This is a genomic window from Janthinobacterium sp. PLB04, assembly GCF_021165895.1.
Lineage (GTDB): Bacteria > Pseudomonadota > Gammaproteobacteria > Burkholderiales > Burkholderiaceae_D > Janthinobacterium > Janthinobacterium lividum.
In genome coordinates, this window is record NZ_CP088968.1 from 5668888 (window position 1) to 5694291 (window position 25404).

A 25404-nucleotide genomic window follows, 5' to 3' on the forward strand; every position below is an offset into this window, starting at 1 on the left:
CACAAGCGCACCACCTGAAATACGCTGATAGCGGCACGAAAATACATCGCTGTTCGCGTACCATCAGGACTCGTCCATCCTGATACCTGCCCATGCCTTCCTGCACCGTCTTGCTCGCCATCGAGGCATTGACCCTGTTCTTTGCCATGCTGGCCAGGCGCCAGGCGGGCAAGCCCAGGCTGGTCGGCTACCTGGCCTTTCGCGATGCCACCGCCCACACACAGCAGGCGCTGCGCGCCGATGTCGGACAACTGCTCGCGCAAAAAACCGACGTCGTATCTGTCTGATTACGCCATCCAGACATCAATCGCGCGTCAGCACTTCCAGCAACTCAATCTCGAAGAGCAAGTTGGAGTTTGGTGGAATCAAGCCCACCTGCCGTTCGCCATACGCCAGTGCAGCCGGCACCCACAGCTTGCGCGTGCCACCGACCTGCATGCCATGCAAACCCAGAATCCAGCCCTGGATGACCTTGTTATTGCTCAACACACAGCGGAACGGTTCGCCCCGCTTGTGCGACGAGTCAAACTCCGTGCCATCTTCCAGCCAGCCCCGGTAATGGGCAGTCACCAGCGCGCCACGCGCCGCCGCCTTGCCGTCACCAACGACGATGTCTTCAATCTTCACTTCAGCCGTCATCTTGTTTCATCCTTCATCAATCGCAATGCAGCGATTGTACGACAGCATAAAAAAAGCCCCGGCAGTGGCCCGCCGGGGCTTCGATCACTACTGCAAATTCTGGTGGGCCTCCCGTGAGTCGAACACGGCACCAACGGATTATGAGTCCGCTGCTCTAACCAAGCATGAGCTAGAGGCCCGGGGACTGCGGCGTGGCGGCGCTGTTGAAGCCCGCCTCGCGCGGCCGTTTTGGAAACGGACACGCGAGGATAGGGGTATCAGGGGCGCGCGTCAAGCCCTATTGGCTTCTAGTTGCCTTCCAAGAAGCTTTTCAGCTTGTCGGAGCGCGATGGGTGGCGCAGCTTGCGCAGCGCCTTGGCTTCGATCTGGCGGATGCGCTCGCGCGTCACGTCAAATTGCTTGCCCACTTCTTCCAAGGTGTGGTCGGTGGACATCTCGATGCCGAAACGCATGCGCAGCACTTTCGCTTCGCGTGGCGTCAGGGAATCGAGCACGTCCTTAACCACGCCGCGCATGGAGGCGTGCAGGGCCGCGTCGGCCGGCGCCAGGGTGTTGTTGTCCTCGATGAAGTCGCCCAGGTGGGAATCGTCGTCGTCGCCGATCGGCGTTTCCATCGAGATCGGTTCCTTGGCGATTTTCATGATCTTGCGGATCTTGTCCTCGGGCATCTCCATCTTGATCGCCAGGGTAGCCGGATCGGGTTCCGCGCCCGTTTCCTGCAGGATCTGGCGGGAAATCCGGTTCATCTTGTTGATCGTCTCGATCATGTGCACGGGAATCCGGATCGTGCGCGCCTGGTCGGCGATCGAGCGCGTGATGGCCTGGCGAATCCACCATGTCGCATACGTGGAGAACTTGTAGCCGCGGCGGTACTCGAACTTGTCGACGGCCTTCATCAGGCCGATATTGCCCTCCTGGATCAGGTCGAGGAATTGCAGGCCACGGTTCGTGTATTTCTTGGCGATCGAAATGACCAGGCGCAAGTTGGCCTCCGTCATTTCGCGCTTGGCCTTGCGCGCCTTCATTTCACCGGCCGCCATCTGGCGGTTGATGTTGCGCAAGTCCGGCAACGGCAAGACGACGCGCGCCTGCAGGTCGATCAGGCGCTGCTGCAGTTCCTTGACGGTCGGAATGTTGCGGCCCAGGATGGCGCTGTACGCGTGTCCTGCGTTGACTTCGCCATCGACCCAGTCGAGGTTGGTTTCATTGCCCGGGAAGACCTTGATGAAGTGGGCGCGCGGCATGCCGCAGCGGTTCACGGCCACATCGAGAATCTGCTTTTCGATATGGCGCACTTCGTCGACCTGGCCGCGCAGGGTGTCGCACAGCTTTTCCACGACCTTGGCCGTGAAGCGGATGCCCAGCAACTCTTGTGAAATGGCTTCCTGCGCCTTGGCGTAGGGTTTCGAGTTGTAGCCTTCTTTCTCGAAGGCGCGGCGCATCTTGTCGAATTGCTGCGAAATGATGGCGAATTTTTCCAGCGCCGTGCGCTTCAGGGTTTCCAGCTGCTCGGCCGAGAAACCGGCTGCGCCGGAAGCGCTCGCCTCTTCCTCTTCTTCGACTTCCTCTTCTTCCGCTTCGCCTTCTTCCTCGTCTTCTTCGACGGGAGCAGCCACGACAGGCGCGGCGGCGACCGGTTCGTTTTCATCGACGAGGCCGTCGACGATTTCGTCGATCTTGATCTCTTCGTTGGCGATGCGGTCCGCGGCGGCGATGATCTCGGCGATCGTCACGGGACAGGCGGAAATGGCCTGGATCATGTCTTTCAAGCCATCTTCGATCCGCTTGGCAATCTCGATCTCGCCTTCGCGCGTCAGCAGCTCGACCGAGCCCATCTCGCGCATGTACATGCGCACGGGGTCGGTGGTGCGGCCAAAGTCGGAGTCGACGGTCGACAATGCGGCCTCGGCTGCCGCTTCCGCCTCGTCATCGCTGGTGACCACGGCAACGTTATCGGACAGCAACAACGTTTCCGCATCGGGCGCGTGCTCGTAGACGGCGATGCCCATGTCATTGAAGGTACCAATGATGCCTTCGATGGCTTCCGGATCGACGATGTTTTCGGGCAAGTGATCATTGATTTCCGCATAGGTCAGGAAACCGCGCTCCTTGCCGAACTTGATCAGGGTCTTGAGTTTCTGGCGCCGACGCTCGAGTTCTTCCTCGCTCGCTTCCGTGTCGGACGAGAAAGCGTCCTTCAGCAGCGCGCGCTCTTTCGCCTTGCGATCCTTCGCCTTGGCCTTGTCGACGGCCTTCAGTTCGGCCCGCTCGACGGCGTTCAGGGCGGCGACTTCATCATTTTCTGGCTGGAATTCTTTTGGCTTGCGGCCGCGGCGGCCTGGCACTTTTACCGACGGCAAGACATAACCGGACGTATCGATCGCCGCCAAGGTGGCGGCATCGGTGGTCTGGCTGACCACGGGCGCGCTGGTGACGCGCGCTTCTGGCCGGTCGAGCGCCTTTTCGGCTTTCGTGGTAACTTTAGTGGGCTTTACAGCCGCTTTGGATTCGGGTTTCTTGATTGGCACAGGCGCTTTCGATTACACAACGACTTGCTTTACGGTGGATTAGGATAAAGTTTGCTGCCAGTTCCCTGTCTACCTGCGGGAACCACCATCTTCGAACCTGCCGACAACGCAAATTCGACACTGTTACGTTACTTACACCTCATCGGCCACGATCCGCGGGAAGCGCAGCAATTCCTGTCCACCGGCTGTTGCCAGCCGTCTCGGCAAAAATTCCTGCATCGACCGCGTTGGGAGCGAGAGCCTGGCGCGGCTTGCCAGCGTCTGCGAGCCCTTGCCCGCAACGCCGAAAACGCCAGTTGGCTCTGGCTGCCGACACGATCCACCGCGCCGATCAAGAGCCTAACTTACTGAAAACAAATACTATTTACGAAACAGAACTAGCTTGCCAAAGCACACAATACTTAGCATTTAATTATAGCACGCGAAAAATGTTTTTCCAGTGCGCGCCATACCCTCAGAGCAAGGTTAGCGATTCACCAACTCGGCATCGCGCTCGCGCTCCAGGTCGCCTTGCTCCTGCATGATTTCGCGGTAGCGTACACCAATTTTCTCCGATGGCAAACCCGACGCGAACAATTGCTGCAATTCCGCCTTCAAGGCATTCAATTTGATCTCGCGGATGGTGCTTACCAGCCACGACAATTCGCTGTCGTAATCGGATTCCGTGCCGGCCGCGATCTCGCCGATGATCTCGTCGTATTCGCTGCCCAGCTCCTTCAACTGCTGCGCCAGCGCGGCGAAACTGCCGTGCTCGCCCAGCGCCTGGCCCACGGCCACCAGTTGCCCCAGGCTGTGCGCCGCATCGGGCCCCAGGTGCTGGAAGGCGGTGAGAGCGGCCTCGTCGATGCGCATGGTCAGGGGCGGATGCGCCACCAGCATGCGCATGATCTTCAATTCCAGGCCCACGGGAACAGGGCGGCCCGATTTCGGCGGCGCGCGGCGCGCCACGGCAACGGGTTTCGCCAGTTCGAACAGGGCTTCGATCTCGGCCGGCGTGGACTGCGTCAGCTGCGCCAGGCCGCGCACGATCTGCAGGCGCAGCGACGATGGCGCCATCAGCTGCAGCAGGGGCTTGGCGTCGAACTGCACGCGGGCGCGCCCTTCCGGTTCCGACAGATCATGCTCGCCCGATACTTCTTTCAGCAAGAATTGCGACAGCGGCATGGCTTCATGCACTTGCTGTTCAAAACCTTCGGCGCCGAATTCGCGGATGTAGCTGTCCGGATCGTGTTCCGACGGCAAGAACAGGAATTTGATGGTTTTATTGTCCGACACATGGGCCAGGCTCGCCTCCAGCGCGCGGCGGGCGGCGCGGCGGCCGGCCTTGTCGCCGTCGAAGCTGAAAATCACGTTATCGGTCTGGCGCAACAGTTTTTGCACGTGGGTGGGCGTGCACGCCGTACCCAGGGTCGCCACCGCTTGCGGGAAACCCATCTGCGCCAGCGCCACCACGTCCATGTAGCCTTCCGTCACCAGCACATAGCCGGCGTCGCGGATGGCCTGGCGCGCCTCGAACAGCCCATATAGTTCGAAACCCTTGGAAAACAAGGGGGTTTCTGGCGAGTTCAGGTATTTCGGTTCGCCATGGTCGAGCACGCGGCCGCCAAAGGCGATCACTTGCCCCTTGGTATTGCGGATCGGGAACATGATGCGCTCGCGGAAACGGTCGTAGCGCTTGCGGTTATTGCCCTCTTCATCAACCTTGTCGATCACGAGACCAGCCTCGGCCAATGCCACCACGTCGTAATCGGGGAAGACGGAGCGCAGGTTATCCCAGCCGCCTGGCGCAAAACCCATGCCGAAGCGAGCGGCCACTTCACCCGTCAAGCCCCGGTTCTTCAGGTAGGCGATGGCTTCCGGCGCGTGGCGCAATTGTCCGCGGTAATAATCGCACGCCTGCGTCATGGCGTCGGACAGGGCCATGCTTTGCGCCTGGATCTGCGCGCGCTGGGCCGGCGGGATCTTGTCATCCGCTTCCGGCACAACCATGCCCACGTTCTGCGCCAGGTCCTTGACGGCGTCGACAAAGCCCATGCCCGAGTATTCGATCAAAAAGCCGATCGAGGTGCCATGCGCGCCACAGCCGAAGCAGTGATAGAACTGCTTGGTGGGGCTGACGGTAAAACTGGGCGATTTTTCACTGTGGAACGGGCACAAGCCCATGAAATTGGCGCCACCTTTTTTCAGTTGCACATAGCGCCCCACGACATCGACGATATCGACGCGGTTGAGCAAATCGGAAATGAAGGATTGAGGTATCACTGGCTAGGGCGGGTCTTGTTATAGGTCAGACTATACTACCGCACGCGGCCTGAGGTTGAGCCAGGTCAACGTGTGGGCTGTTAACAGGCTGCCAGCGCGATGGCTGGCAGCCCTTGCTACTATTGTATGCTTACGCTGCCGGCGTCAAGGCTTTCTTGACCAGGGCGGACACCACGGTCATGTCGGCGCGGCCCGCCAGCTTCGGCTTGACGATGGCCATGACCTTGCCCATGTCTTGCGGACCGGCGGCGCCCGAGGCGGCCACGGCGGCAGCCACTTCGGCCGCCACTTCTTCGTCGGACAGGCCGGCAGGCATGTAGCCCGTCAGGTGCACCAGCTCGGCTTTTTCGATGTCGGCCAGATCGGCACGGCCACCGGCCTCGAACTGGGTGATCGAATCCTTGCGCTGCTTGATCATCTTTTCCACGATGGCCGTCACGTGGGCGTCTGTCAATTCGATGCGCTCGTCGACTTCCTTGCGCTTGATTTCCGCCAGCAACAGGCGAATCGTGCCCAGCTTGCCCGCTTCCTTGGCGCGCATGGCGTTTTTCATGTCTTCGGTAATTTGTTCTTTCAAGCTCATGGCAATCCTCGTGTTGGTAAGTGGGGTTCGATGCTCATGTGTGAACCAAGCAGGCGGCCACAAAAGCGAAAACCCGCTGCGGCGAACCGGAGCGGGTATGCGACTCATCTGAAGTATCACTCCAGGCGAATCAAAACAAAACCCGTGGCGAACAATGCGCCGAACTACCCGGGTTGGTTCTGACTGAACAGTCTTAGAATAATTTTTTCGGCAGTTGTTGGCTGCGGATGCGTTTGTAATGACGCTTTACAGCAGCTGCCAGCTTGCGCTTGCGCTCAGCTGTTGGCTTTTCGTAGAATTCGCGAGCGCGCAATTCGGTCAGCAGACCCGTTTTTTCGATGGTGCGTTTGAAGCGACGCATTGCGACTTCGAACGGCTCGTTTTCTTTAAGGCGAATAGTGGTCATGTAAAATTCAAACCGTTGAGGTGGTGTATAGGAAGAGATAGATAGTAGCAGCTTTTAATCGGAAAGGGAAGCCCCTCCCCCACTTGCGTGCGGCATGCAGCCTGAGATTGCTGCCCGGCTGTGGTGTAAACCACGCATCCTGGCAGCAGTTTACCTCAAATGGCGCTCTTGCGGCGGCGCGCCATGAAGCCCAGCAGGCCCAAGCCCGCCAGCAGCATGGCGTACGTGCCCGGTTCCGGCACGGCGCTGACGTTCATGCTGACGCCATCGAGGAAGGCCGAGGTATCGTAGGCATTGTTCGGGTTGATGCCGGCAAAGCTCAGGGTATGGCTGCCGGCACCGATGTTGAGCGCGTTCACGTTGAAGCTGGTCCAGCCCGTGCTGGTCACCGCGTACTGGCCCAGCAGGCTGCCATCGAGGCTGACCGTCACGGCCTGGCCCTGATCGTAGCCGGGACGCAGCGCCAGGTTGAAGGCGAACGAGTAGTCGGCGGCGCCCGAGCTGACGAAGCTTTGCGAGATCGATGCCGTATTTTGCAGGAAAGCAAAGGCGTTGCCCTCCTGCGCCACGCCATTCCACGCCGTGTAGCTGGCCGACACGCCGGCGCCGCCCGTGAAGCTCCAGCCCGGCGCCACATTGCCATAGACGTAGCCGCCACCGACGGAATTGTTTTCAAAGCCACCGTTGCTCAGCACGGGGGTGCTGGCAAAGGCGGCGCTGGTGAGTACGGTTGCTGCGACGGTGGCGATCAGGCGTTTCATGGCGACTCCAGGGCATGGTCAGGGGAATGCCTGACTAATTACCACCAGGCATGAAAAATGTCTAAAAATTAATTTACATGCCAAGTATTCAACATCACTTGATCGAAGTCAAGAACATTGTCACCAATAATCACTTGCCGCGCCAAAATGACAACTGATTATTACTGCAAGGCAATACCTGCCGCCACGCCGGAAGCCCAGGCCCACTGGAAGTTGTAGCCGCCCAGCCAGCCCGTCACGTCAACCGCTTCGCCGATGAAATACAGGCCCGGCACTTTATTGGCCATCATGGTCTGCTGCGACAGTTCGCGCGTGTCGATGCCGCCGCGCGTCACTTCCGCCTTGCGGTAGCCTTCGGAACCGTTCGGCACGATGGACCAGGCGTTGATGGCCAGCCCCAGCTTGCGCAGCTGCGCGTCGGGCATGTCGGCGATGCGCGCATCCGGCGCCAGGCCGTTGACGGCCAGCAAACAGTCGGCCAGGCGCTGCGGCAGCCATTGCGCGACGATATTGCCCAGCTGCTTCTTCAGGGTGCCCTTGCCTTCGATCAAGGTCTGCGCCACGTCCACTTCCGGCAGCAGATTGATGACGATGGGTTCGCCCGGCAGCCAGTAGCTGGAAATCTGCAGGATCGCCGGGCCCGACAGGCCGCGGTGGGTGAACAGCAAATCTTCGCGGAAACGCGCGCCCGTTGCCTTGCGGCCTTTCAGGCTGCCCGTCTCCACATCGACTTCCAGGGCGATGCCGGACAGTTCCGCGAACGGCGCCCAGCTGGCCGCATCGAACGTCAGCGGCACCAGGGCCGGACGGGGTTCGACCATCGTCAAATCGAATTGCCTGGCGATGCGGTAGGCAAAATCCGTCGCGCCGATCTTCGGGATCGACAGGCCGCCCGTGGCGATGACGATGCTGGCCGTCTCGATGTCGCCGCTATCGGTCTGCAGCACAAAGCCACCGTCATCTTGCTGGGCAACATTGTCGATCTTGCACGGCATGCGCCAGTGCACGCCGCCTGCGGCACATTCGTCCTTGAGCATGTCGATGATCTGCTCGGCCGATTCATTGCAGAATTGCTGGCCTTTGTGCTTCTCGTGGTAGCCGATGCGGTATTTTTTCACCAGCGCGAGGAAATCCTGCGGCGTGTAGCGCGACAGCGCGCTCTTGCAGAAGTGCGGATTTTCCGAGAGGAAATTTTGCGGCGTGGCGTTAATATTGGTGAAATTGCACCGTCCACCACCCGAGATGCGGATCTTTTCGGCCAGCTTGGCCGCGTGATCGATCAGCACTACGCGCTTACCTTGCTGGGCGGCAACAGCCGCACACATCATGCCGGCCGCGCCCGCGCCGATCACTGCCACATCAAATTGTTTTGCCATAAGAATTCCGGTCACCGCTGATTACAAAGACGCCATTGTAAACTGCGGCGACGCGGCTAGCGCGGCCGTGCTGCAATCTGCCGCGATGCCATCAGGCATTGCTCTACCTGCTCGGCGATCGATGGCGGCACGGGCACCTCACCGCGCAGCACGGCAGCGATCCAGGCGGCCGTGGTGGCCGCATCGCGCTCGGCCGGCAAATGCGGCAACTCTTCCACCAGCAACTGCTTTTCCACCAGCACCGTGCGCTCCACGCCATGGAACCAGTCGATCTGCTGCGCCTTGTTGGCGTTGGCTACCGTCTCGCCTTCCGTGCCGCGCATCAGGAATGCGTCGCCGCATGCAGGATCAGAGGCAGTCAGGAAATATTCACCCAGCATTTCCAGGTACTCCGGATGCGTGTACGACACCAGGCGCAGGGCCGGCCCGGCGAACGGCTGCATGATTTTCACCAGGGTATGCGTGGAATTGCGCACGCCCAGCACGCGCCGCAGGGACAGCATGTGCGCCAGGCGCGGCGCCAGCGCGGCGATGGGCAGGAAGACGGCTTCCCCGCGCGCCATGGCGGCCTCGGCTTGCGCATGGTCCGGCGAGGCGGGCACGCCCAGCGCGGCCAGCACTTCGGCCGTGGTGATGCGGCCCGGATCGCCGGTCACGCCATGCACGAGCACGGGTGCGCCCGCGCGCGCCAGCAGCAGCGCCAGCAACGCCGTCAGGTTGGCCATCTTGCGGGCGCCGTTGTAGCTGGGAATGATGATCGGGGCAAATTCGCCGGCCGGCGCGGCCAGCGGCGCGAACGATGCTTCGGCAGCGTCGAGGAAGCCGGCGATCTCATCCACGGACTCGCCCTTGATACGCATGGATAACAAAATGCCGCCCAGTTCCAGGTCCGACACGCGGCCCTCAAGCATGGCGCGGTACAGGGCGCAGGCGTCGTCGCGCGTCATGCTGCGCGCACCGTTCTTGCCGCGTCCTATTTCTTTGATGAAACGTGCAGCGGGAAATGGCTCACCGGCCACATCGGTATGGGGGATGGAAACAGTCGTCATGGCGCCAGCTTACACGGATTTTTCCCCTTGCAGAGGGGCTGGGAGACGCCATAGGCGCCAATGCAACAGTCTTTCACGCTATTTTGGGGACGAATTTGGATGAATTTACATCACGACTGCATCCAAACGCGCCACCGCTGCGTATATGACTGCACAGGGGGGGACTCATCATGGAACACGCAAGCAAAAGGGAAAGCGCCTTCGTCGGCATCGAGACGAGCAAGCTGCAGCTGAAAGCCGTGCTGCTCTCGGGCGGCGAAATGCTGTGCAAGGTGCTGGAAAACGACGTGGCCGGCTACCGCTGGCTGCGCAGCTGGCTGCAAAGGAACGACGTGCCCGTCATGGGCTTGCGCGTCTGCATGCGCCTCGATATGCCGTACAGCGAGGCGCCAGCCCGCATGCTGGCCGACATGGGCATGCTGGTCTGCGATGCCCAGCCCGCGCAGCTGGAAGAATATATCCGCAGCCATGGCTTGCCCGGGGACGCGGCGCACAGCGCCGCGGTGCTGGCCCACTACTGCCAGCACAGGCGCCCCGCGCGCTGGACGCCGCCCTCGCCCGCCTATGTGGAGCTACGGCTGTGGCTGCGCCGCCTGCACGCCATGGAAGGCGTGCGCCGGCAGGAATCGGCGCGCCTCGATGCGCACCTGCAGGCCGGCCAGCATGCGCTGCACGCCCTCGTGCGCCTGCAGGTCGCCTGCCTGGACGCACAGATACGCCAGCACGAAAGCGCCATCCTCGACCATGTGCGGCGCCATCCCGGCCTGCCCCGGCCGCCCGAGCTGGCCGGCAACTACCAGCGCATCGCCCGCTATACCTTTGGCGCCAGCCTGGCCGGCGGCCATTGAGCGCACAGGGGGCCGGCGGCGTGCCGGCCCTGCCATAAAAACAACTGAGGCATTCCCGTTTTGGCGCCATCCCCGCCGCCAGGCCGCATTTCCGCTACACTATTGCCTCTTAAAGAACGCAATAGCGAAAGCCGAGCCAGAATCATGAATACGCCAGACATCGAAAATATCAACGTCACCTCCTTCGCGCCCATGCCGACACCGGCTGAACTGCACGCCAAGCTGCCCCTGTCGGAAAGCGCCTTCGACACCGTCAGCCGCGGCCGCGAAGCGCTGCGCAACATCATCGACCGCAAGGACCAGCGCCTGTTCGTCGTCGTCGGCCCCTGCTCCATCCACGACCCCGTCGCCGGCCTCGATTACGCGCGCCGCCTGAAAGCGCTGCAAGAGGAAGTCAAGGACACGATGCTGCTGGTGATGCGCGTGTATTTCGAAAAACCGCGTACCACCACGGGCTGGAAAGGCTATATCAACGATCCGTACATGGACGACTCGTTCAAGGTCAACGAAGGCATGGAAAAGGCGCGCCAGTTCCTGCTCGACGTGTGCGAACTGGGCCTGCCCACCGCCACCGAAGCGCTGGACCCGATCTCGCCGCAATACCTGGGCGACCTGATCGCCTGGACCGCCATCGGCGCACGCACCACGGAATCGCAGACGCACCGCGAAATGTCGTCGGGCCTGTCGACCCCGGTCGGCTTCAAGAACGGCACCGATGGCGACATCAGCATCGCCGTCAACGCGATTCTGTCGTCGGCGCACCCGCACTCCTTCCTCGGCATTAACGGCGAAGGCAATGTGGCCATCGTGCGCACGCGCGGCAACGCGTATGGCCACGTCGTGCTGCGCGGCGGCGACGGCCGTCCGAACTACGATTCGGTGTCGATCGCCATCGCCGAACAGGCACTGGCCAAGGCCAAGCTGCCGGCCAACCTGGTGGTCGACTGCTCGCACGCGAACAGCTACAAGAAGCCGGAACTGCAACCGCTGGTGATGGCCGACGTGGTCAACCAGATCCGCCAGGGCAACCGCTCGCTGGTGGGCGTGATGATCGAATCGAACATCGTCGGCGGCAACCAGAAGATCCCGCAAGACCTGTCGCAACTGACCTACGGCTGCTCCGTCACCGACGGCTGCATCGACTGGGACACGACGGCGACCATGCTGCGCGACGCGCATGCGCACCTCGTCAATCGCCCGGCGTAAAATATTACGGCCAACAATGTTGTCGGATTACGACCCTGTGGGCCTGATCCGACCTACCCGACGGGCGCGTCAATGCGCAGGTCGGCTTAGCGCACAGCGCGTAAGCCGACACCACCAAGAGACATATCAAGCCATCTGCACATGCGGCAGCACGGCGAACGATCCCGCCAGCGCCTGTTCCGCCTTGCTGGCCGGGATATTGAGTTCATTGACATCCAGGTAGATGCGCCCGTCCATGATACGCACGGCGTACAGGCGCGCCATGCCCTGCACGGGCGCCACCAGGCGGCCCGAATCGAGTTCGATGATCCAGCTGTTTTTCGGTCCCATCAGGTTTTTCTCCATCAGCACCCCATGCGCCAGCGGGCCGCCCAGACAAGGCACCGTGTCGAGCAAGGCATACACCGTATCGTCAGCCGCGCGGAACAGCGCCACGCCCGGCAAATCCTGCCAGGCCAGGCCCCGTTGCACCATGCGCGCGCCCGCCAGCGGCATGTCCTTCAGGCGGCAAATCATTTTCCATTGTTCCGACATCGCTAGCTCCCTCGAGAAAGGCACATGCACCTCTAAGCAAGAGCGGTGCCAGTGCCGCACAGGCGAAGAATGGCCAAAAACCGGGGAAAACCGGCCCGCGGCGCACTGCGCAAGTGCACACTGCCGCCGAAATGGTGCGCCGGCCGCACGGTGAACTGCCCGGCTTTCCTTTACAATGGCGGATTACTCCTCCCTATTCAGTACCTTCATGATTGTTCTTGGCGTCGAATCCTCCTGTGACGAAACCGGCCTGGCCTTGTACGACACGCAACGCGGCCTGCTGTCGCACGCCCTCTATTCGCAAGTCGCCATGCACGAGCAATATGGCGGCGTGGTGCCGGAACTGGCGTCGCGCGACCATATCCGCCGCGCCATTCCGCTGCTGGAAGAAACCCTGGCCAAGGCCGGCATCACCCTGCCCGAGATCGACGCCATCGCCTACACGCAGGGGCCGGGCCTGGCCGGCGCGCTGCTGGTCGGATCGTCCGTCGCCTGCAGCCTGGGCCTGGCCATCAACAAGCCGGTGCTGGGCATCCACCACCTGGAAGGCCATCTGCTCTCCCCCTTGCTGGCGTCCGAGCCGCCGGAATTCCCCTTCATCGCCCTGCTGGTGTCGGGCGGCCACACGCAGCTGATGCGCGTCGATGGCGTGGGCCAGTACACGATGCTGGGCGAAACGCTCGATGATGCGGCCGGCGAAGCGTTCGACAAGTCGGCCAAGCTGCTGGGTCTCGGTTATCCGGGCGGCCCCGCCATTTCGCGCCTGGCCGAATTCGGCGATCCGCTGGCCTACAAGCTGCCGCGCCCCATGCTGCACTCGAAGGATTTCAACTTCAGCTTTTCCGGCCTGAAGACGGCCGTGCTGACGGTGGTGAAGAACCATGAAGAAAAAGTCATCGCGAATATCTGCGAACAGGACAAGGCGAATATCGCGCGCGGCTTCGTCGACGCCATCGTCGACGTGCTGACAGCCAAGTGTGTCTCGGCCCTCAAGCACACGGGCTTGAAACGCCTGGTGATCGCCGGCGGCGTGGGCGCCAACGCGCAACTGCGCGCCTCGCTCAACGCGGCGGCCGCCAAGAAGCGTTTTAAAGTGTATTACCCGGAGCTGGAATTCTGCACCGACAACGGCGCCATGATCGCCTTTGCCGGCGCCATGCGCCTGCAAATCAATCCCGACGCCGCCAAGCACGATTACTCGTTCAACGTGCGCCCGCGCTGGCCGCTGGACGAAATCCGCGAAGTCTGATCACACCAGCAGGAAGTTGCGCGCGCCCGCCAGGGCCGCGCCTTCCGCCACCGTTTCATCCTTCAAGCCCACGCCCGACAGCTGCCGGCTGAACGCCTGCGACAGCAGGTAGTGCATCCGGTATGCGGCCTGCGCATACGCCAGCCCCTCGGGGCGCACGTTCGAAATGCAGTTGCGGCGCTCGTCCAGCAAACCTGCTTCGGGCGCCCACGTCAGGTACAGGCCAAGGCTGTCGGGAGAACTCAAGCCCGGCCGCTCGCCGATCAGCACCAGCACGGCGCGCGCCTTCAATAATTCCCCCACCTCGTCGCCGATGGCCACCCGTCCCTGCGCCACGATGTGTACCGGCGACAGCGTCCACGCTTCCAGCGCCAGCCGTTCGCGCAAGGACGCCAGGAAGGGTGCCGCATGGCGCTGCACGGCCAGCGCCGACAGGCCATCGGCCGCCACCAGCGCCAGGTCGGCTCCCGTGTCACCGGCGGCCAGGCGCAGGCGTGAAGCGTCGTCGAGGCGGCGTCCCAGGTCGGGGCGTTGCAGATAGTCGGCGCGCGTGGCGGCCGCGCTGTGCAGCTGCACGCTGGCCAGCCCCCGCTCCGCCAGCGCCTGCGCCAGGGCCTCGCCATCGAGCGCCAGGTGCACGGCGTCGCGTGCCTGCGCGTGGGCCAGCTGGAACGCCAGCTGCGCGCGGGTCGGCACGCTCACGCCGCGGCGCCCCAGCGCGATGCGCGCCGCCGTGTACCTGCGCAGCGCCTGCCACGGATCGGTATCGCCCATGCTGCCTCCCTAGGTATCCAGGCGCAGCAGGGCCGCCTGGAAGGCGGGCGCCAGCGCCGTATTCAGGCGACCCTGCGCATCCGTGATCCGCATGCGTGCCAGCCAGGCTTCGAATTCCGGCGCGGGACGCAGGCCCAGCACCCGGCGCGCATACAGGGCGTCGTGGAACGAGGTGCTCTGGTAGCCGAGCATGATGTCGTCCGCGCCCGGCACGCCCATGATGAAATTGCAGCCAGCCACGCCCAGCATGGTCAGCAAGGCATCCATGTCGTCCTGGTCCGCTTCCGCATGGTTGGTGTAGCACACGTCGCAGCCCATGGGCAGTCCCAGCAGCTTGGCGCAGAAATGGTCTTCCAGCCCCGCGCGCATGATCTGCTTGCCGTCGTACAGATACTCGGGGCCGATGAAGCCCACCACCGAATTGACCAGCAGCGGCTGATAGGCGCGTGCCACCGCATACGCGCGCGCTTCGCACGTTTGCTGGTCCATGCCGTGGTGCGCGCCGGCCGACAGGGCGCTGCCCTGCCCCGTCTCGAAATACATGACGTTGTTGCCCACCGTGCCGCGCCCCAGCGACAGGGCCGCCGCCTGCCCCTCGGCCAGCAGGGACAAGTCGATGCCGAAGCTGCGGTTGGCCGCCTGCGTGCCCGCCACCGACTGAAATACCAGGTCGACGGGCGCGCCGCGGCGGATCGCTTCGAGGGTGTTGGTGATGTGGGTGAGCACGCACGACTGCGTGGGAATCTGATATTGATCAATGACGGCGTCGAGCAGGTGCAGCAATGACACCACTTGCGCCACATTGTCAGTGGCGGGGTTGATGCCGATCACGGCGTCGCCGCTGCCCAGCAGCAGGCCATCAAGGAGGGAGGCGGCAATGCCCGTGGCATCGTCCTTCGGATGATTCGGCTGCAAGCGCGTGGATAGCCGGCTCTCCAGGCCCAGGGTATTGCGGAACGATGTGACGACCCGGCACTTGCGGGCCACCAGCACCAGGTCCTGCAGGCGCATGATTTTTGAGACGGCGGCCGCCATTTCCGGCGTGATGCCGGCGGCGACCTCGGACAGCGTTTGCGTATCCGTCGCGTCATCGAGCAGCCAGTCGCGAAAGTCGCCCACGCACAGGTGGGAAATCGGCGCAAACGCGGCGCGCTCGTGGGTGTCGATAATCAGGCGCGTGACTTCATCGTCTTCATACGGCACCAGCGCCTCGTTGAGAAACAGCGACAGCGGCACGTCCGCCAGCGCCAGCTGCGCCGCCACCCGCTCGCGCGCGCTGACTGCCGCCACGCCCGCCAGCACATCGCCCGAACGGGGCGGCGTGGCCTTCGCCAGCAGCGTTTTCAGGCTGGCGAACTGGTAAATATGGCTGTCTATCGTATGGCTGAAGCGGGGCATGGTTCGGTTCCTCCAATCCCCATCTTACGCCAACTTATAAACTGCGCAGCGCCCCTTCCAGCTGCGGATAGCGGAAGGCAAATCCCTCGGCCAGCAGGCGGCGCGGCGCCACCCGCTGGCCTTCCACCAGCAAGTCGGCCTGCTCGCCCAGCAAGGCGCGCATGACGAAGGCCGGCGTAGGCATGACGCTGGGGCGGTGCAGCACGGCGCCCGCCACCTGGGCGAAGCGGCGCTGCTCGATGGCTTCCGGCGCGCAAAAGTTATACGCGCCGCTGACCATGCCCTGCTCACTGCGGCGCGCCAGATGGGCCATGCCGCGGATCACGTCGCGCACATGTACCCACGTGACCCACTGCTTGCCGCTGCCCAGCGGGCCGCCCACGCCGAAGCGGATCGGCAAGAGCATCTGCGGCAGCGAACCCTGGTGGCCGAAGACGAGGCCGAAGCGCATGCAGCCCACCTGTACGCCAAATCTCTCCGCCTGGCGCGCGGCCGCTTCCCATTCCTGGCACAGCTGCGACATGAAGATGGCTTGCGGCGCGCTGTCTTCATCGAGCTGCGTCGCATCGCCCTGCGGCTGCACACCGTAATAGCCGATGGCCGACGCCGACAGCAGCACCCGTGGCTTATGCTGCGTGCGGGCGATCCACGCCACCAGGGCCTGCGTCAGCGCTACGCGGCTGCGGCGCAAAGTGGCTTTGCGCGCGTCCGTCCAGCGCTTCCCGACGATGCGCGCCCCGGCCAGGTTGACGACCATGTCGATGCGCTGCGCATCCGGCAATGCGTCCAGCGAGTCGATGCAGCGCACCTGGCCATTGAACGTCCATGCAGCCTGCTTGGGCTGGCGCGTCAGCACCGTCACCGCATGGCCGTCGGCCAGCAGGGCGCTGACCAACTGCTGGCCGATGAAACCCGTGGCGCCCGTCACCAGCACGGACTGCGGCGCGGCGGCAAAGCTCAGGCGCTCCTCCTGCTCTGCCGTCTCCTGCACCTTGCGCCGGCCCAGCTGCCACACGGCATACGCATCGCGCAGGCCGGACAGGCCCACGCCCACGCCGCACAGGGCCAGGAAGACGCTGAGCCAGCCATACGGCTGCCACACGAGGGCCGTCGGCAAGCTGGCCCACTCGCTGCTATTGAGCGCCAACAGCGCGATAAAGGCGCCCGCATTGATCGCCAGCACCGTATGCGTGACCCGCTCCGTGGCGGGCAAGAGACGGGTCTGGTCTTCCACCACGAAATCCCACAGGGTCAGCACGATTTCCACGCCAAAGACGATCACCAGCACCCAGGCCCAGGCGCCATGCCACTCCCAGGCGGCCAGGCCCACGAACAGCAGACTGTAGATCAGGGCGCGCGTCGCATGGATGGCCAATTCGAGGCGCGCGGAGGCCTTTTGCGGCAGCGCCTCCGTGATTTCATGGTGATAGATGGTGTCGAAGGCGCCCAGGCAGCCTTGCGCCGCCATCAGTTGCAGGGCCAGCAAATGCGTATTCATGGTGTCTCCTTCATTTCCGGCGCGGCGGACTCGCGGAACACGCCCGCCTGGGTGAACGTGGTGCCGAACAGGGCGTGGCGAATCTCGATGCGGATATTGAACTGCTGCGGCGTGTCGTTCCGGTGGCACAGATAGGTCTTGCCGGGCGTGAGCACGCCGGGCAGCGGCATGCGCCAGCCGAAAAGATCCCAAAAATAGCCGTCGCTGGTGAAGTGCAGGTTGCCATCCTCGACGTGGAGCAGCAGCTTCATGCCCAGGCCCATGCCCACGTATTCGAGCACTTCGCCCTTTGCGCTTTCGGCCATATAGGAGGTGAAGCGGATCGGTGCGCGCCCGTGCAGGCGGTACGTGCGCTGCTTGAAGATGAAGGGGCAGCCGGGGCGCGAATAGACTTCGATATCCACTGGGAAGCCGTGGTCGTCGTACGGGATCAACGCGCCATCGATGAAAGGGCGCGTGAGCCAGCCCAGCACCTTGCCCAGGCGCGAGCTGGTGAGTTCACTGAGTTCGCCCCGGTAGTACAGGGGCTGGCCCGGCGCGGGATTTTTCTCGAAGCGGCGGCGGATATCCGGGTGCAGCGCGAGCCACTGTGCGCCCATCACCTTCTTGAACAGTTCTCCTTCCGAGGGGCCGTTCATGATTTGCCACGCTTGCCCGGTTTGTCTTCCGGGCTGAGGAACTTGGCCACCTTGCCGCCCATCGACAGCATGCGCTGCAGGGTGGCCGGCGGCAGGTTTTTATAATCGCTGTAGGTGCTGCTGAGCATCTCCAAAAACGCCAGCACTTCGCCCATGCGTTCCAAAGTAGCCGGTGGAATGGCCGCATCGTGCTCGCCCTCGATCGCGCACTCGCGCAGCACCGTCAGGGTGGGGTCGATCTCGCGCCGCTTGCGCTCTTCCATGATGACGCGGAAGATTTCCCACACATCCTGCAGGGCGACGAAATGGTCGCGCCGGTCCCCCATCACATGCGTGATGCGCACCAGGCCCCAGCTTTGCAATTCCTTCAGGCTGTTGCTGACGTTGGACCTGGCCACGTTCAGGCTGGCCGCGATGTCTTCCGCCGTCAGCGGTTCATTCGCCAGGAACAGCAGCGCGTGGATTTGCGCCACCGTGCGGTTGACGCCCCAGCGGGTACCCATCTCGCCCCAATGGAGAATGTACTTTTGCGTAGTTGGACTCAGTTCCATTGCTTTCTCTCATTTCTGTCGTTACAGAAATTTAAGACGAAACGGAAACCGAGTCAAGCGCGATTCGTCAGGGCTTTGCCGGTGGCTGGCCCATGGCGCGCAGGAATTGCTGCTGCGAGGCGTGCAGCTGGCCGTAACCGAGTTCGCGGTACACGAGGCCGTGGCGCGGCGCCAGTTCGGCCAGGATGCGCGCCAACGCCGGGTAATGGCGGTGGTTCCAGGTGGGGAACAAATGGTGCGTCAGATGCAGATTCAAGCCGCCCAGCCAGTAGCCGAGCCAGCGCAGGGCACGCGGCCTCGGCGTCCAGTCGCAAGCCGTATAAAACGTGTGCTGGTACCAGTCGTGCGGCAGGGTGCCGTCCTGCCCCGGCTGGAAAAACTCGACTTCGGCCCAGTGCGTCCCGAGGATCAGCGCCACCAGCGCGCACGAGGCGAGCATCTGTCCCAGAAAATACGCGCCCAGCACCACGCCCCAGCCGATGCCATGCTGCTGTAGCGCCCACATGGGCAGCGCCAGCACCAGCGCCACGTGGCCCAGCTTCCAGCCCAGGAACGACAGCCAGCCGCGCCAGCCCTGCAGCCGGCTGTGCGCAGCCACGGGCGTCTTGCCGAAACGGTCCAGCCAGTCGCCATACCAGTTCAGATACGGCAGCGACAGGGCCGCGACCACGGGCCAGTACAGGTATTGATAGCGGTACTGGGGCGACCAGCGTTGGAACGGCGTCTGGCGCAGGAAGGGATTCGGTTCCGTGTCGAGGTCATAGCCTTCCACGTTGGCGTAGGTGTGATGGAAGTGCACATGGCGGATGGTCCAGAAATCCGTGTCCACGCCCACGGGCAAGCCCACCAGGCGGATCAGCACGCGGTTCCAGGCTCCCTGGCGGAAGATGGCGCTGTGGGCCGCGTCGTGCAGGGTATTCATGGCCAGCGCCATGGCCGCGACCAGGCAAGCCACATAACTGGCGACGAACGGCCAGGTGCCGCCGGCATTCAAGGCCAGCACATACAGCCCCACCGTCAGCGCGGCCAGAAACACGGTTTTCGCATGCAGGCGCGCGTCGCCGAAGCGGTGTCCTCCTTCGTCCGCCAGGTAAGCGTCGGCGCGCGCGCGCAATTCGCGGCGGAAGGCGGAATCGCGGGCGGGCTGGAAGCGCAGCGGCGGCAGCGAAGGTACAGGCTGCGTCACGCGCGCGTCCCGGCCGCTGCCGGCCACCACAGGCGGCGCGCGCCGTCGAGGCCATGCGCCAGCAGCGCAGCCAGGAAGACCATGCCCCACGCATCGCGCGCGCCATACCAGCCCAGGAACAGCAGCGGCATGGCCAGCGCGATGGCCACCCAGGCGATGGCGCCCCAGCGGCGCGCATCCGACAGGCCGCCCAGCGCCAGGGTGCCGCCAAAGATCAGCGCAAACAGGATGGCCTGCTGCGCGCCGGCCAGCACCGCTTCGTGATTGACGTAATAGATCACCAGGCCAAACAGGATCACGCCGCCGATGCCGATGAACAGCTCGGGCACGTGGAAAGTGCCGCGCGACTGCCAGTGGGGAAAGCGCGCGCGCAGCCATGTGAACAGTTTGCCGTTGCTGGCCAGCAGCGGGTTGTGCGTGGGTGTCATGCCCTTCACGCCATAGCGCATTTCCACGCCCTCGAGTTCGGGCTGGAAGCTGCCGAACAGCCTGTCCCACAGCAGCAGGGTGCCGCCGAAATTGCGGTTGATATAGCGTTTGTCGGTGCCGTGGTGCACGCGGTGGTGCGACGGCGTGACCATGAATTTATCGAGGATGCCGGACTTGTTCACCAGCGCATTGTGGTTATAGAACTGTACCGTGTAATGCAGGGACGAAACGACAAGGAAGATTTCCAGCGGCACGCCCAGCACGGCCAGGATGGCGATGAAGGGGAAATTCGTCAGCGACGAATACCAGGAATTGCGCACACCCAGCGACAGGTTGAAATGCTCGCCCTGGTGGTGCACCACGTGCACGGCCCACAGCAAAGGGATTTTGTGATGCAGCCGGTGCATCCAGTAAAAGCACAAATCCCAGGCAAAAAAAGCGAAGACCCATTGCGCCGCCACGGGCCACTGGTCGACGATGTGCAGGTTCACATGGCGCAGCAGCAGGGCGAACGCCGCCACTTCCACGCCGCGGAACACCCACATCAGGATGTGTCCTGAATTGAGGTTGAAGATCACGTCCTTCCATGGCACGGGCGTCTTGCGCACCCATTTCAGGATCAGCAGTTCGGCCAGCACGAAGGCCAGCATGATCAAAAACGACAGGGCAAATGGATTCATCATGGTGCGGTTTTTATGGAAACGGCGCGGCGGGCAGCCAAGGATACCTGCATTTTGGCCAGCATGCCGCCAGCGATGCCAACGGCCAGGCCGGCGGCCAGGTCGATGCTCACGTGCCGGCGCAGCGCGATGATGGCGTAGCAGATGGCCACGCCCAGTACCACGGCCAGCGCGGAGCGCAGCAGGTGGCGCTTGTCGCACAAGGCCCACACGCACAGCAGGGTCAGGGCGCCGTGCAGCGACGGCAGGCAGTTTTGCGTGGAGTCCGCCGCCTGCAGCAGGCGCAGCGCCTGCGTGCTCCAGGCATTGCCTGCACCGACGGGCGGATACGCGAGGGTGGTCGGATACAGCAGGAAGACCACGCCGCACATGACGGCGGAAAGCGCCATGGCGCGCGCCAGCCAGCGCACCCGCGCCGCATCGGCCGCCATGTAGGCGTAGGGGATCAGGATGAAGAAGGACAGGTACAGCCAGATGGCGGCATCCGTATAGGGGATGGCGCGGTCGATGGCCGTTTCAGGCAAAAGTACCCCCTGCCCTTGCAGCAGGTCGCTGGAAAAATACACGAGGCCGACGCTGCCCCAGCCGGCCAGCAAATGCAGCAGGCGGCCGCGTACGGTCATGGAGGAAGGGTTCATGCGGTCGCAAGGCGCCGGATGCGGCGCCGTTTCATGGTGGGATCAAAAGGAGGCAGTTCTGCGCTCGTCGTCCAGGCCAGGCCGTCGACGGCCACGCCGAGGCCCAGCAGCACCGCTGCCAGGTGCGCGCGCAGGGCGGCCAGTCCTGCCTCGTCGAGCGCTGCATGCAATTGCAGGGACGCGTCGCCCGACTGCACCAGGCGGTAATCGGCGTCGGGCGGCAAGGCTTGCGCAAAGGCCCGCGTCAGCACATCGGCAAACACGGCGACGGGTGCACCGCCGTTCGCCGATGGCAAAGATGGCAAGAACAGCATGTCGTCGCAGCGTCCTTCGATGCCATCGATGGCGCGCGTGGCGCGGCCGCATGGGCATGGCGTGGCGCGCGCGATCAGGATGTCGTCCAGGCGGTAGCGCACGATGGGCTGCGTGATGCGCGTAAAGTCCGTAATCACGGGGACGAAGCGCCGCTGCTCTCCATCGAGCCACTGCGGCTCGATATGCACGTACTCTTCGTTCAGGTGCAGCACGCCGTGCTCGCAGCTGCTGGCGAGAAAACCCTCGGTGGCCTGGTAGATTTCATGCACGGCGCCAAATGCCTGCACGATCAGCGCGCGGTCCTGCGCTTCCAGCACTTCGGCCACCGAGATGACTTTTTTCGGCGCCAGCGCCAGGCTGCCATCGATGACGCGCAAGGCCAGCTGGCGCAGCACCTGGGCCGGCGCGACGATGACGGAAGGCCGATATTGCGCCAGCTGCCCGCACAGGCTGTCGAACGGTTCGAACAAATCGTAAAAGGCAAAGGTGAGCCACGGCGAGCGCACGGCCGTGTACAGATTGCTGTTCGCGCGCAGGAACAGGGCGACCCGCTCGCCGGAAAACAGGCCGTCGGGCAGCGCCTTGGCCAGCATCACGCCCGCCCATTGGGCCTTTTCGCGGGGGCTGACGGTAAACACGGCGCGCCGCGACGAGGTACCGGACGACAGGCCCACCGTGATGTCGCCGACGGCCGGCGTAAAGTCGCGGCTCTGCTCGGCCGCCATGGCTGCCGCCATCGCTTGCGCCAAAGTCACCCCTTGCGTATTCATGGCGTCGAAATGCTCGAGCATCAGCGCCTTGTTCATCGTCGGCCACTGCGCCAGCGGCAGATCTCGGTACGGGGCGAAATAAGCGCTGCGCGCGCACAGCACCGCAATGAAACGGGCCAGTTGCCGCTGCTGGTATGCGTGCAGCTGCGCGCGGTCCGCAAAGCGCAGGCGGCGCGTACGCCAGTACGACAGCAACAGCCAGACAATACGCTTCACGGGCGGCCCGCCACAGGAACATAGTCCGCCGTGTCTTCATGCGTGATGCGGATCTGCGCATTGCCCGACTGGTGCAACTGGTGCAGCCGGTTCAGGGTGGCGTAGTACGGCGCGCGCTTGTGCTGGATGATAAACGACAGTTCGGACGGTCCGCGCAGCTGCTGGAAACTTTCCGGCACCCAGGCCGCGTCGGACGCCAGCAAGGTCCAGCCGCTCTCCTGCAGCACGAAGGCGCCCAGGTGGCCGATGGCGTGGCCGGGCAGGTCGACGATGTAGATCTCGCCCGTGCCGCTGACGTCGCGCCCGTGCGTAAATGGCAGCAGGGCGGCCGGCAAGGCCGTCTCGGGCACGCTTTCCACGAAATCCAGGCGGTCGGCTATATCGTTTGGCAGCAGCTCGGGCACGAAGGCCTGGCGCACGGCGGCCACGCCGGACAGGCCGCGCACGGCGTCCCAGCCCGTTTTGGAGGCCATCAGCCGCGCGCCGGGAAAGTCGCGCAGGCCCGCGATATGGTCGGCGTGGAAGTGCGACAGCAGCAAGGTATGGATATCGCCGGGCGAGACGCCATGCGCGCGCAACTGGCCCTGCAACGATTCACGCTCATCGAAGGAAATCGGCGTCACCCACGCATACATGCGGTACACGCCTTTCGACGTGGCGGCGCGGAAGTGCTCGGCGTAACCCGTGTCCCACAGGTACAGGCCCACGCGCGTCGCTATCAGGTAGGCGCGCGACGGGAAGCAGCGGCTGGCCAGTCCGCTGCCTTTCAAGACCATGCACGAAGGATGCGTACAGTGGCCGACGCGAAACGCGGTGATGCTAGCCATTGCGCTCCTTGCCCACCTTGTGCGCCGCCGCTTCCTGGCGCATCCACTGCGCCGTGCGGGCAATGCCGTCCTGCAGGCTGACGATGGGACGGTAGCCGAGCACCTTGCGCGCCTTGGCGCTGTCGAGCGTCATGTCGAAGCTGAGCGCACCGATGCTGTAGGGCGTGAGCGCCGGTTCGCGGCGCGTGAAGCGCGAGGCGAACTGCATCAGGCGCGCCACCAGCGCCAGCACGCGGTACGGCACGCTGACGATCTCGAACGGCTGCTGCAGATGATCGCAGAACAGGGTGCGCAAAATGTCGCACAAGCGCGCCGGCTCGCCATTCGTGATGTTGAAGGCGGCGCCGGAAGCGATGGTCTTGTGCACGGTGGCCAGCCACATCGCATGCACGACATTGTCGACATAGGTGATGTCGATGGTGGCCGTGCCGCCATTGGGCAGCGGCAGCTTGCCGCCGCGCTGTTCCAGTACCCTCGCCAAGCGCGGAATCAGCACCTGGTCGTGCGGGCCGAAGATGGCGCGCGGGCGCAGGATCACGCACGTCATGCCGCGGTGGCGGTCGACGCAATCCTGCACCAGTTTTTCCGCCATCGCCTTGCTGCGCGCGTAGGCGTTGACGAAGGCGTCGGGGCGGAAGGTTTCCGGCACGTCGTAGCGGTTGCGATAATCGAAATAGATGGCTGGCGTGGAGATGTGCACGAAGCGCGCCACGTGCAGGCTGGCGGCCGCGCGCAGCAGCTGGGCCGTGGCCGTGACGTTGGCGGCGATGAAATCGCGCTCGGGGCCCCATGGCGACGACAGCGCGGCGCAGTGCCAGACGGTATCCATGCCGCGCACCAGCTCATCGACCTGGCGCGGCGATGCTTGCGCCAGATCAAGCGCGACGAATTGCGCGCCCATGCGCTCCAGTTCGCGGCCCACGGCGGCGTTGCGGCCCGTGGCGCGCACTTCCACGCCCTGCGCCAGCAGGGTGCGCACGGCATTGCGCCCCAGCCCGCCCGTCGCTCCCGTGACCAGTATCCGCCTCATCACACCACCTTCACAGGTCAAGAATCATGCCGCCGATGGTCAGGCCCGCGGCCGTGCCCATCATCAGCAAACGCTGGCCTGCCACGGCCCGCCCCGTCATCACCGCCTCGTGCAGGGCGGTAGGCAAGGACGCGGCCACCTGGTTGCCGTGCGTTTCAAAGATCTTGATGATTTTAGCATCGGGAACGTCAAGGATGCGCGCCGCATGCGCGAGCCCCAATGGGCTGGCCTGGTGCGGCACGACCACGTCGACTCTTTCCAGTCCCGCGCCCGATTCCAGCATTAGTTCCGCCAGGAAATCCGGCATCACCTTGACGGCCAGGCGGAACACGGCCTTGCCATCCATGCGGAACAGATAATCGCCCGGTTCGCAGCCATTGCGCGGGTTGCGTTCGGTGCCGCCGCCGCGGATTTCACAGTAGCGCCGCCCTTCCGGATACGTGCCCATCTTGTAGGCGCGGATGCCGGCGCTGCCATCGCCCCGCTCGACGATGACGGCGGCGGCGCCGTCGCCAAAGATCATCGACGCTTCCGGCTCGCTCCAGTCGACGCCGCGCGAGGCGAGGTCGGACGAAACGATGGCGATACGGCGGTAGGCGCTCCCCGCCAGCATGGAGGCGGCCACGCGGAAGGCGGCCATGAAGCTGAGGCAGCTGGCATTGACGTCGAAGCTTTGCGTGCCTGGCGGCAAGCCTGCATGTTCGGCAACGAAGCAGGCCGTATTCGGCAAGGCTTGCTCGGGCACGCCGTTGGCGCAGATCAGCAGGTCGATGTCGGCCGGACGCAGGCTGGCGTTCTTCAGCGCGTCGAGCAGGGCGGCGGCGCCCAGCTGGCTTTGCGATTCATCGGGCGCGGCGACAAAGCGCGACAGCACGCCGCTCTTGCGCAGGGTGTAGCCAGCTGGATGGCCCAATGTCAGGTCCAGGCTTGCGGAAGTCACGCTATGCGACGGCACGGCCTTGCCCGTCGCGATCAGGCGAACTGGAATCATGTTGGCCTTAAAAAAGTAAAGT

General features: G+C 63.7%; 25 protein-coding genes and 1 tRNA gene. 4 read left to right on the forward strand and 22 right to left on the reverse strand.

Annotated elements, in window-relative coordinates; translation table 11 throughout:
* The first annotated feature begins 92 nt into the window (after window positions 1-92).
* A complete protein-coding gene (locus tag LSO07_RS25025; protein ID WP_151096898.1) occupies window positions 93-287 on the forward strand; it encodes a hypothetical protein in 195 nt (64 codons plus the stop codon).
* 16 nt (window positions 288-303) lie between these two features.
* Here LSO07_RS25025 and LSO07_RS25030 read toward each other — a convergent pair whose 3' ends face one another.
* The 9 genes from LSO07_RS25030 to ybiB form a co-directional block, all read right to left on the reverse strand.
* A complete protein-coding gene (locus tag LSO07_RS25030; RefSeq protein WP_151096899.1) occupies window positions 304-639 on the reverse strand; it encodes an FKBP-type peptidyl-prolyl cis-trans isomerase in 336 nt (111 codons plus the stop codon).
* A 100-nt stretch (window positions 640-739) separates the two neighbouring features.
* Window positions 740-818, reverse strand: a tRNA-Ile gene (locus LSO07_RS25035).
* Window positions 819-926: 108 nt separating this feature from the next.
* Window positions 927-3167, reverse strand: a complete 2241-nt coding sequence (gene rpoD, locus LSO07_RS25040) for an RNA polymerase sigma factor RpoD (RefSeq protein ID WP_034779848.1) — start codon at window positions 3165-3167, stop codon at window positions 927-929.
* Window positions 3168-3632: 465 nt separating this feature from the next.
* On the reverse strand, window positions 3633-5429 hold the full coding sequence (gene dnaG / locus LSO07_RS25045) for a DNA primase (RefSeq protein ID WP_070254315.1): 1797 nt from the start codon (window positions 5427-5429) through the stop codon (window positions 3633-3635).
* A gap of 130 nt (window positions 5430-5559) precedes the next feature.
* On the reverse strand, window positions 5560-6012 hold the full coding sequence (locus tag LSO07_RS25050; RefSeq protein WP_034746974.1) for a GatB/YqeY domain-containing protein: 453 nt from the start codon (window positions 6010-6012) through the stop codon (window positions 5560-5562).
* A 193-nt stretch (window positions 6013-6205) separates the two neighbouring features.
* Window positions 6206-6418, reverse strand: coding sequence for a 30S ribosomal protein S21 (gene rpsU, locus LSO07_RS25055; protein WP_008451879.1), 213 nt, complete (start codon window positions 6416-6418; stop codon window positions 6206-6208).
* A 155-nt stretch (window positions 6419-6573) separates the two neighbouring features.
* Window positions 6574-7179: an FxDxF family PEP-CTERM protein gene (locus LSO07_RS25060; protein ID WP_092608033.1), complete on the reverse strand. Its 606-nt coding sequence runs from the start codon at window positions 7177-7179 to the stop codon at window positions 6574-6576.
* Between the two features lie 161 nt (window positions 7180-7340).
* The gene (locus LSO07_RS25065; RefSeq protein ID WP_151096900.1) at window positions 7341-8555 is read right to left on the reverse strand and encodes an NAD(P)/FAD-dependent oxidoreductase; all 1215 of its coding nucleotides are present in this window, start codon (window positions 8553-8555) and stop codon (window positions 7341-7343) included.
* A 56-nt stretch (window positions 8556-8611) separates the two neighbouring features.
* On the reverse strand, window positions 8612-9604 hold the full coding sequence (ybiB, locus tag LSO07_RS25070; RefSeq protein ID WP_151096901.1) for a DNA-binding protein YbiB: 993 nt from the start codon (window positions 9602-9604) through the stop codon (window positions 8612-8614).
* A 170-nt stretch (window positions 9605-9774) separates the two neighbouring features.
* On the opposite strand from ybiB, the gene LSO07_RS25075 reads away from it, so the two are divergent.
* Both LSO07_RS25075 and LSO07_RS25080 read left to right on the forward strand, forming a co-directional pair.
* Window positions 9775-10452, forward strand: coding sequence for a hypothetical protein (locus LSO07_RS25075; protein WP_151096902.1), 678 nt, complete (start codon window positions 9775-9777; stop codon window positions 10450-10452).
* A 144-nt stretch (window positions 10453-10596) separates the two neighbouring features.
* The gene (locus tag LSO07_RS25080) at window positions 10597-11658 is read left to right on the forward strand and encodes a 3-deoxy-7-phosphoheptulonate synthase (protein WP_070254320.1); all 1062 of its coding nucleotides are present in this window, start codon (window positions 10597-10599) and stop codon (window positions 11656-11658) included.
* Window positions 11659-11784: 126 nt separating this feature from the next.
* Here the strand turns inward: LSO07_RS25080 and LSO07_RS25085 are convergent, their stop codons facing one another.
* Entirely contained in the window at window positions 11785-12192 is a 408-nt protein-coding gene (locus LSO07_RS25085; RefSeq protein ID WP_034779878.1) for a nitrite reductase (NAD(P)H) small subunit, read from the reverse strand.
* 208 nt (window positions 12193-12400) lie between these two features.
* Here LSO07_RS25085 and tsaD point away from each other — a divergent pair, with 208 nt between their 5' ends.
* Complete coding sequence (gene tsaD, locus LSO07_RS25090) at window positions 12401-13441, forward strand: tRNA (adenosine(37)-N6)-threonylcarbamoyltransferase complex transferase subunit TsaD (protein WP_034779881.1); 1041 nt, start codon at window positions 12401-12403, stop codon at window positions 13439-13441.
* On the opposite strand, the gene eutC is transcribed toward tsaD, so the two are convergent.
* The 12 genes from eutC to LSO07_RS25150 all read right to left on the reverse strand — a co-directional run bounded on the left by eutC (window position 13442) and on the right by LSO07_RS25150 (window position 25382).
* Window positions 13442-14215, reverse strand: a complete 774-nt coding sequence (eutC, locus tag LSO07_RS25095) for an ethanolamine ammonia-lyase subunit EutC (RefSeq protein WP_151096903.1) — start codon at window positions 14213-14215, stop codon at window positions 13442-13444.
* A 9-nt stretch (window positions 14216-14224) separates the two neighbouring features.
* Complete coding sequence (locus LSO07_RS25100) at window positions 14225-15613, reverse strand: ethanolamine ammonia-lyase subunit EutB (protein ID WP_151096904.1); 1389 nt, start codon at window positions 15611-15613, stop codon at window positions 14225-14227.
* A 34-nt stretch (window positions 15614-15647) separates the two neighbouring features.
* The gene (locus tag LSO07_RS25105) at window positions 15648-17111 is read right to left on the reverse strand and encodes a TIGR01777 family oxidoreductase (RefSeq protein WP_151096905.1); all 1464 of its coding nucleotides are present in this window, start codon (window positions 17109-17111) and stop codon (window positions 15648-15650) included.
* Window positions 17108-17749, reverse strand: a complete 642-nt coding sequence (locus tag LSO07_RS25110) for a DUF4166 domain-containing protein (protein WP_151096906.1) — start codon at window positions 17747-17749, stop codon at window positions 17108-17110. The genes LSO07_RS25105 and LSO07_RS25110 overlap by 4 nt, the downstream gene beginning before the upstream one ends.
* The gene (locus tag LSO07_RS25115) at window positions 17746-18300 is read right to left on the reverse strand and encodes a GbsR/MarR family transcriptional regulator (protein WP_151096907.1); all 555 of its coding nucleotides are present in this window, start codon (window positions 18298-18300) and stop codon (window positions 17746-17748) included. Before LSO07_RS25115 ends, LSO07_RS25110 begins: the two co-directional genes overlap by 4 nt.
* Window positions 18301-18367: 67 nt before the next feature.
* Entirely contained in the window at window positions 18368-19486 is a 1119-nt protein-coding gene (locus tag LSO07_RS25120; protein ID WP_225317416.1) for a fatty acid desaturase family protein, read from the reverse strand.
* A complete protein-coding gene (locus LSO07_RS25125) occupies window positions 19483-20598 on the reverse strand; it encodes a sterol desaturase family protein (RefSeq protein ID WP_151096909.1) in 1116 nt (371 codons plus the stop codon). Before LSO07_RS25125 ends, LSO07_RS25120 begins: the two co-directional genes overlap by 4 nt.
* Window positions 20595-21233 carry a phosphatase PAP2 family protein gene (locus tag LSO07_RS25130; RefSeq protein ID WP_151096910.1) on the reverse strand — a complete coding sequence of 213 codons (639 nt, stop codon included), beginning with the start codon at window positions 21231-21233 and terminating at the stop codon, window positions 20595-20597. Before LSO07_RS25130 ends, LSO07_RS25125 begins: the two co-directional genes overlap by 4 nt.
* Entirely contained in the window at window positions 21230-22534 is a 1305-nt protein-coding gene (locus LSO07_RS25135; RefSeq protein ID WP_151096911.1) for a F390 synthetase-related protein, read from the reverse strand. Before LSO07_RS25135 ends, LSO07_RS25130 begins: the two co-directional genes overlap by 4 nt.
* Window positions 22531-23361: an MBL fold metallo-hydrolase gene (locus LSO07_RS25140; RefSeq protein ID WP_151096912.1), complete on the reverse strand. Its 831-nt coding sequence runs from the start codon at window positions 23359-23361 to the stop codon at window positions 22531-22533. The genes LSO07_RS25135 and LSO07_RS25140 overlap by 4 nt, the downstream gene beginning before the upstream one ends.
* Window positions 23354-24391 (reverse strand): NAD-dependent epimerase/dehydratase family protein, encoded by a 1038-nt coding sequence (locus tag LSO07_RS25145; protein WP_151096913.1) that lies wholly within the window; start codon window positions 24389-24391, stop codon window positions 23354-23356. The genes LSO07_RS25140 and LSO07_RS25145 overlap by 8 nt, the downstream gene beginning before the upstream one ends.
* Before the next feature lie 10 nt (window positions 24392-24401).
* Window positions 24402-25382, reverse strand: a complete 981-nt coding sequence (locus LSO07_RS25150; protein WP_070281491.1) for a 3-oxoacyl-[acyl-carrier-protein] synthase III C-terminal domain-containing protein — start codon at window positions 25380-25382, stop codon at window positions 24402-24404.
* Window positions 25383-25404: the final 22 nt, after the last annotated feature.

Coding starts and splice junctions, on each gene's coding strand:
- LSO07_RS25025 (WP_151096898.1), top strand. CDS start 93: ATGCCTTCCTGCACCGTCTTGCTCGCCATCGAGGCATTGACCCTGTTC.
- LSO07_RS25030 (WP_151096899.1), bottom strand. CDS start 639: ATGACGGCTGAAGTGAAGATTGAAGACATCGTCGTTGGTGACGGCAAG.
- LSO07_RS25050 (WP_034746974.1), bottom strand. CDS start 6,012: ATGAGCTTGAAAGAACAAATTACCGAAGACATGAAAAACGCCATGCGC.
- rpsU (WP_008451879.1), bottom strand. CDS start 6,418: ATGACCACTATTCGCCTTAAAGAAAACGAGCCGTTCGAAGTCGCAATG.
- LSO07_RS25060 (WP_092608033.1), bottom strand. CDS start 7,179: ATGAAACGCCTGATCGCCACCGTCGCAGCAACCGTACTCACCAGCGCC.
- LSO07_RS25065 (WP_151096900.1), bottom strand. CDS start 8,555: ATGGCAAAACAATTTGATGTGGCAGTGATCGGCGCGGGCGCGGCCGGC.
- ybiB (WP_151096901.1), bottom strand. CDS start 9,604: ATGACGACTGTTTCCATCCCCCATACCGATGTGGCCGGTGAGCCATTT.
- LSO07_RS25075 (WP_151096902.1), top strand. CDS start 9,775: ATGGAACACGCAAGCAAAAGGGAAAGCGCCTTCGTCGGCATCGAGACG.
- LSO07_RS25080 (WP_070254320.1), top strand. CDS start 10,597: ATGAATACGCCAGACATCGAAAATATCAACGTCACCTCCTTCGCGCCC.
- LSO07_RS25085 (WP_034779878.1), bottom strand. CDS start 12,192: ATGTCGGAACAATGGAAAATGATTTGCCGCCTGAAGGACATGCCGCTG.
- tsaD (WP_034779881.1), top strand. CDS start 12,401: ATGATTGTTCTTGGCGTCGAATCCTCCTGTGACGAAACCGGCCTGGCC.
- eutC (WP_151096903.1), bottom strand. CDS start 14,215: ATGGGCGATACCGATCCGTGGCAGGCGCTGCGCAGGTACACGGCGGCG.
- LSO07_RS25100 (WP_151096904.1), bottom strand. CDS start 15,613: ATGCCCCGCTTCAGCCATACGATAGACAGCCATATTTACCAGTTCGCC.
- LSO07_RS25105 (WP_151096905.1), bottom strand. CDS start 17,111: ATGAATACGCATTTGCTGGCCCTGCAACTGATGGCGGCGCAAGGCTGC.
- LSO07_RS25110 (WP_151096906.1), bottom strand. CDS start 17,749: ATGAACGGCCCCTCGGAAGGAGAACTGTTCAAGAAGGTGATGGGCGCA.
- LSO07_RS25115 (WP_151096907.1), bottom strand. CDS start 18,300: ATGGAACTGAGTCCAACTACGCAAAAGTACATTCTCCATTGGGGCGAG.
- LSO07_RS25125 (WP_151096909.1), bottom strand. CDS start 20,598: ATGATGAATCCATTTGCCCTGTCGTTTTTGATCATGCTGGCCTTCGTG.
- LSO07_RS25130 (WP_151096910.1), bottom strand. CDS start 21,233: ATGAACCCTTCCTCCATGACCGTACGCGGCCGCCTGCTGCATTTGCTG.
- LSO07_RS25140 (WP_151096912.1), bottom strand. CDS start 23,361: ATGGCTAGCATCACCGCGTTTCGCGTCGGCCACTGTACGCATCCTTCG.
- LSO07_RS25145 (WP_151096913.1), bottom strand. CDS start 24,391: ATGAGGCGGATACTGGTCACGGGAGCGACGGGCGGGCTGGGGCGCAAT.
- LSO07_RS25150 (WP_070281491.1), bottom strand. CDS start 25,382: ATGATTCCAGTTCGCCTGATCGCGACGGGCAAGGCCGTGCCGTCGCAT.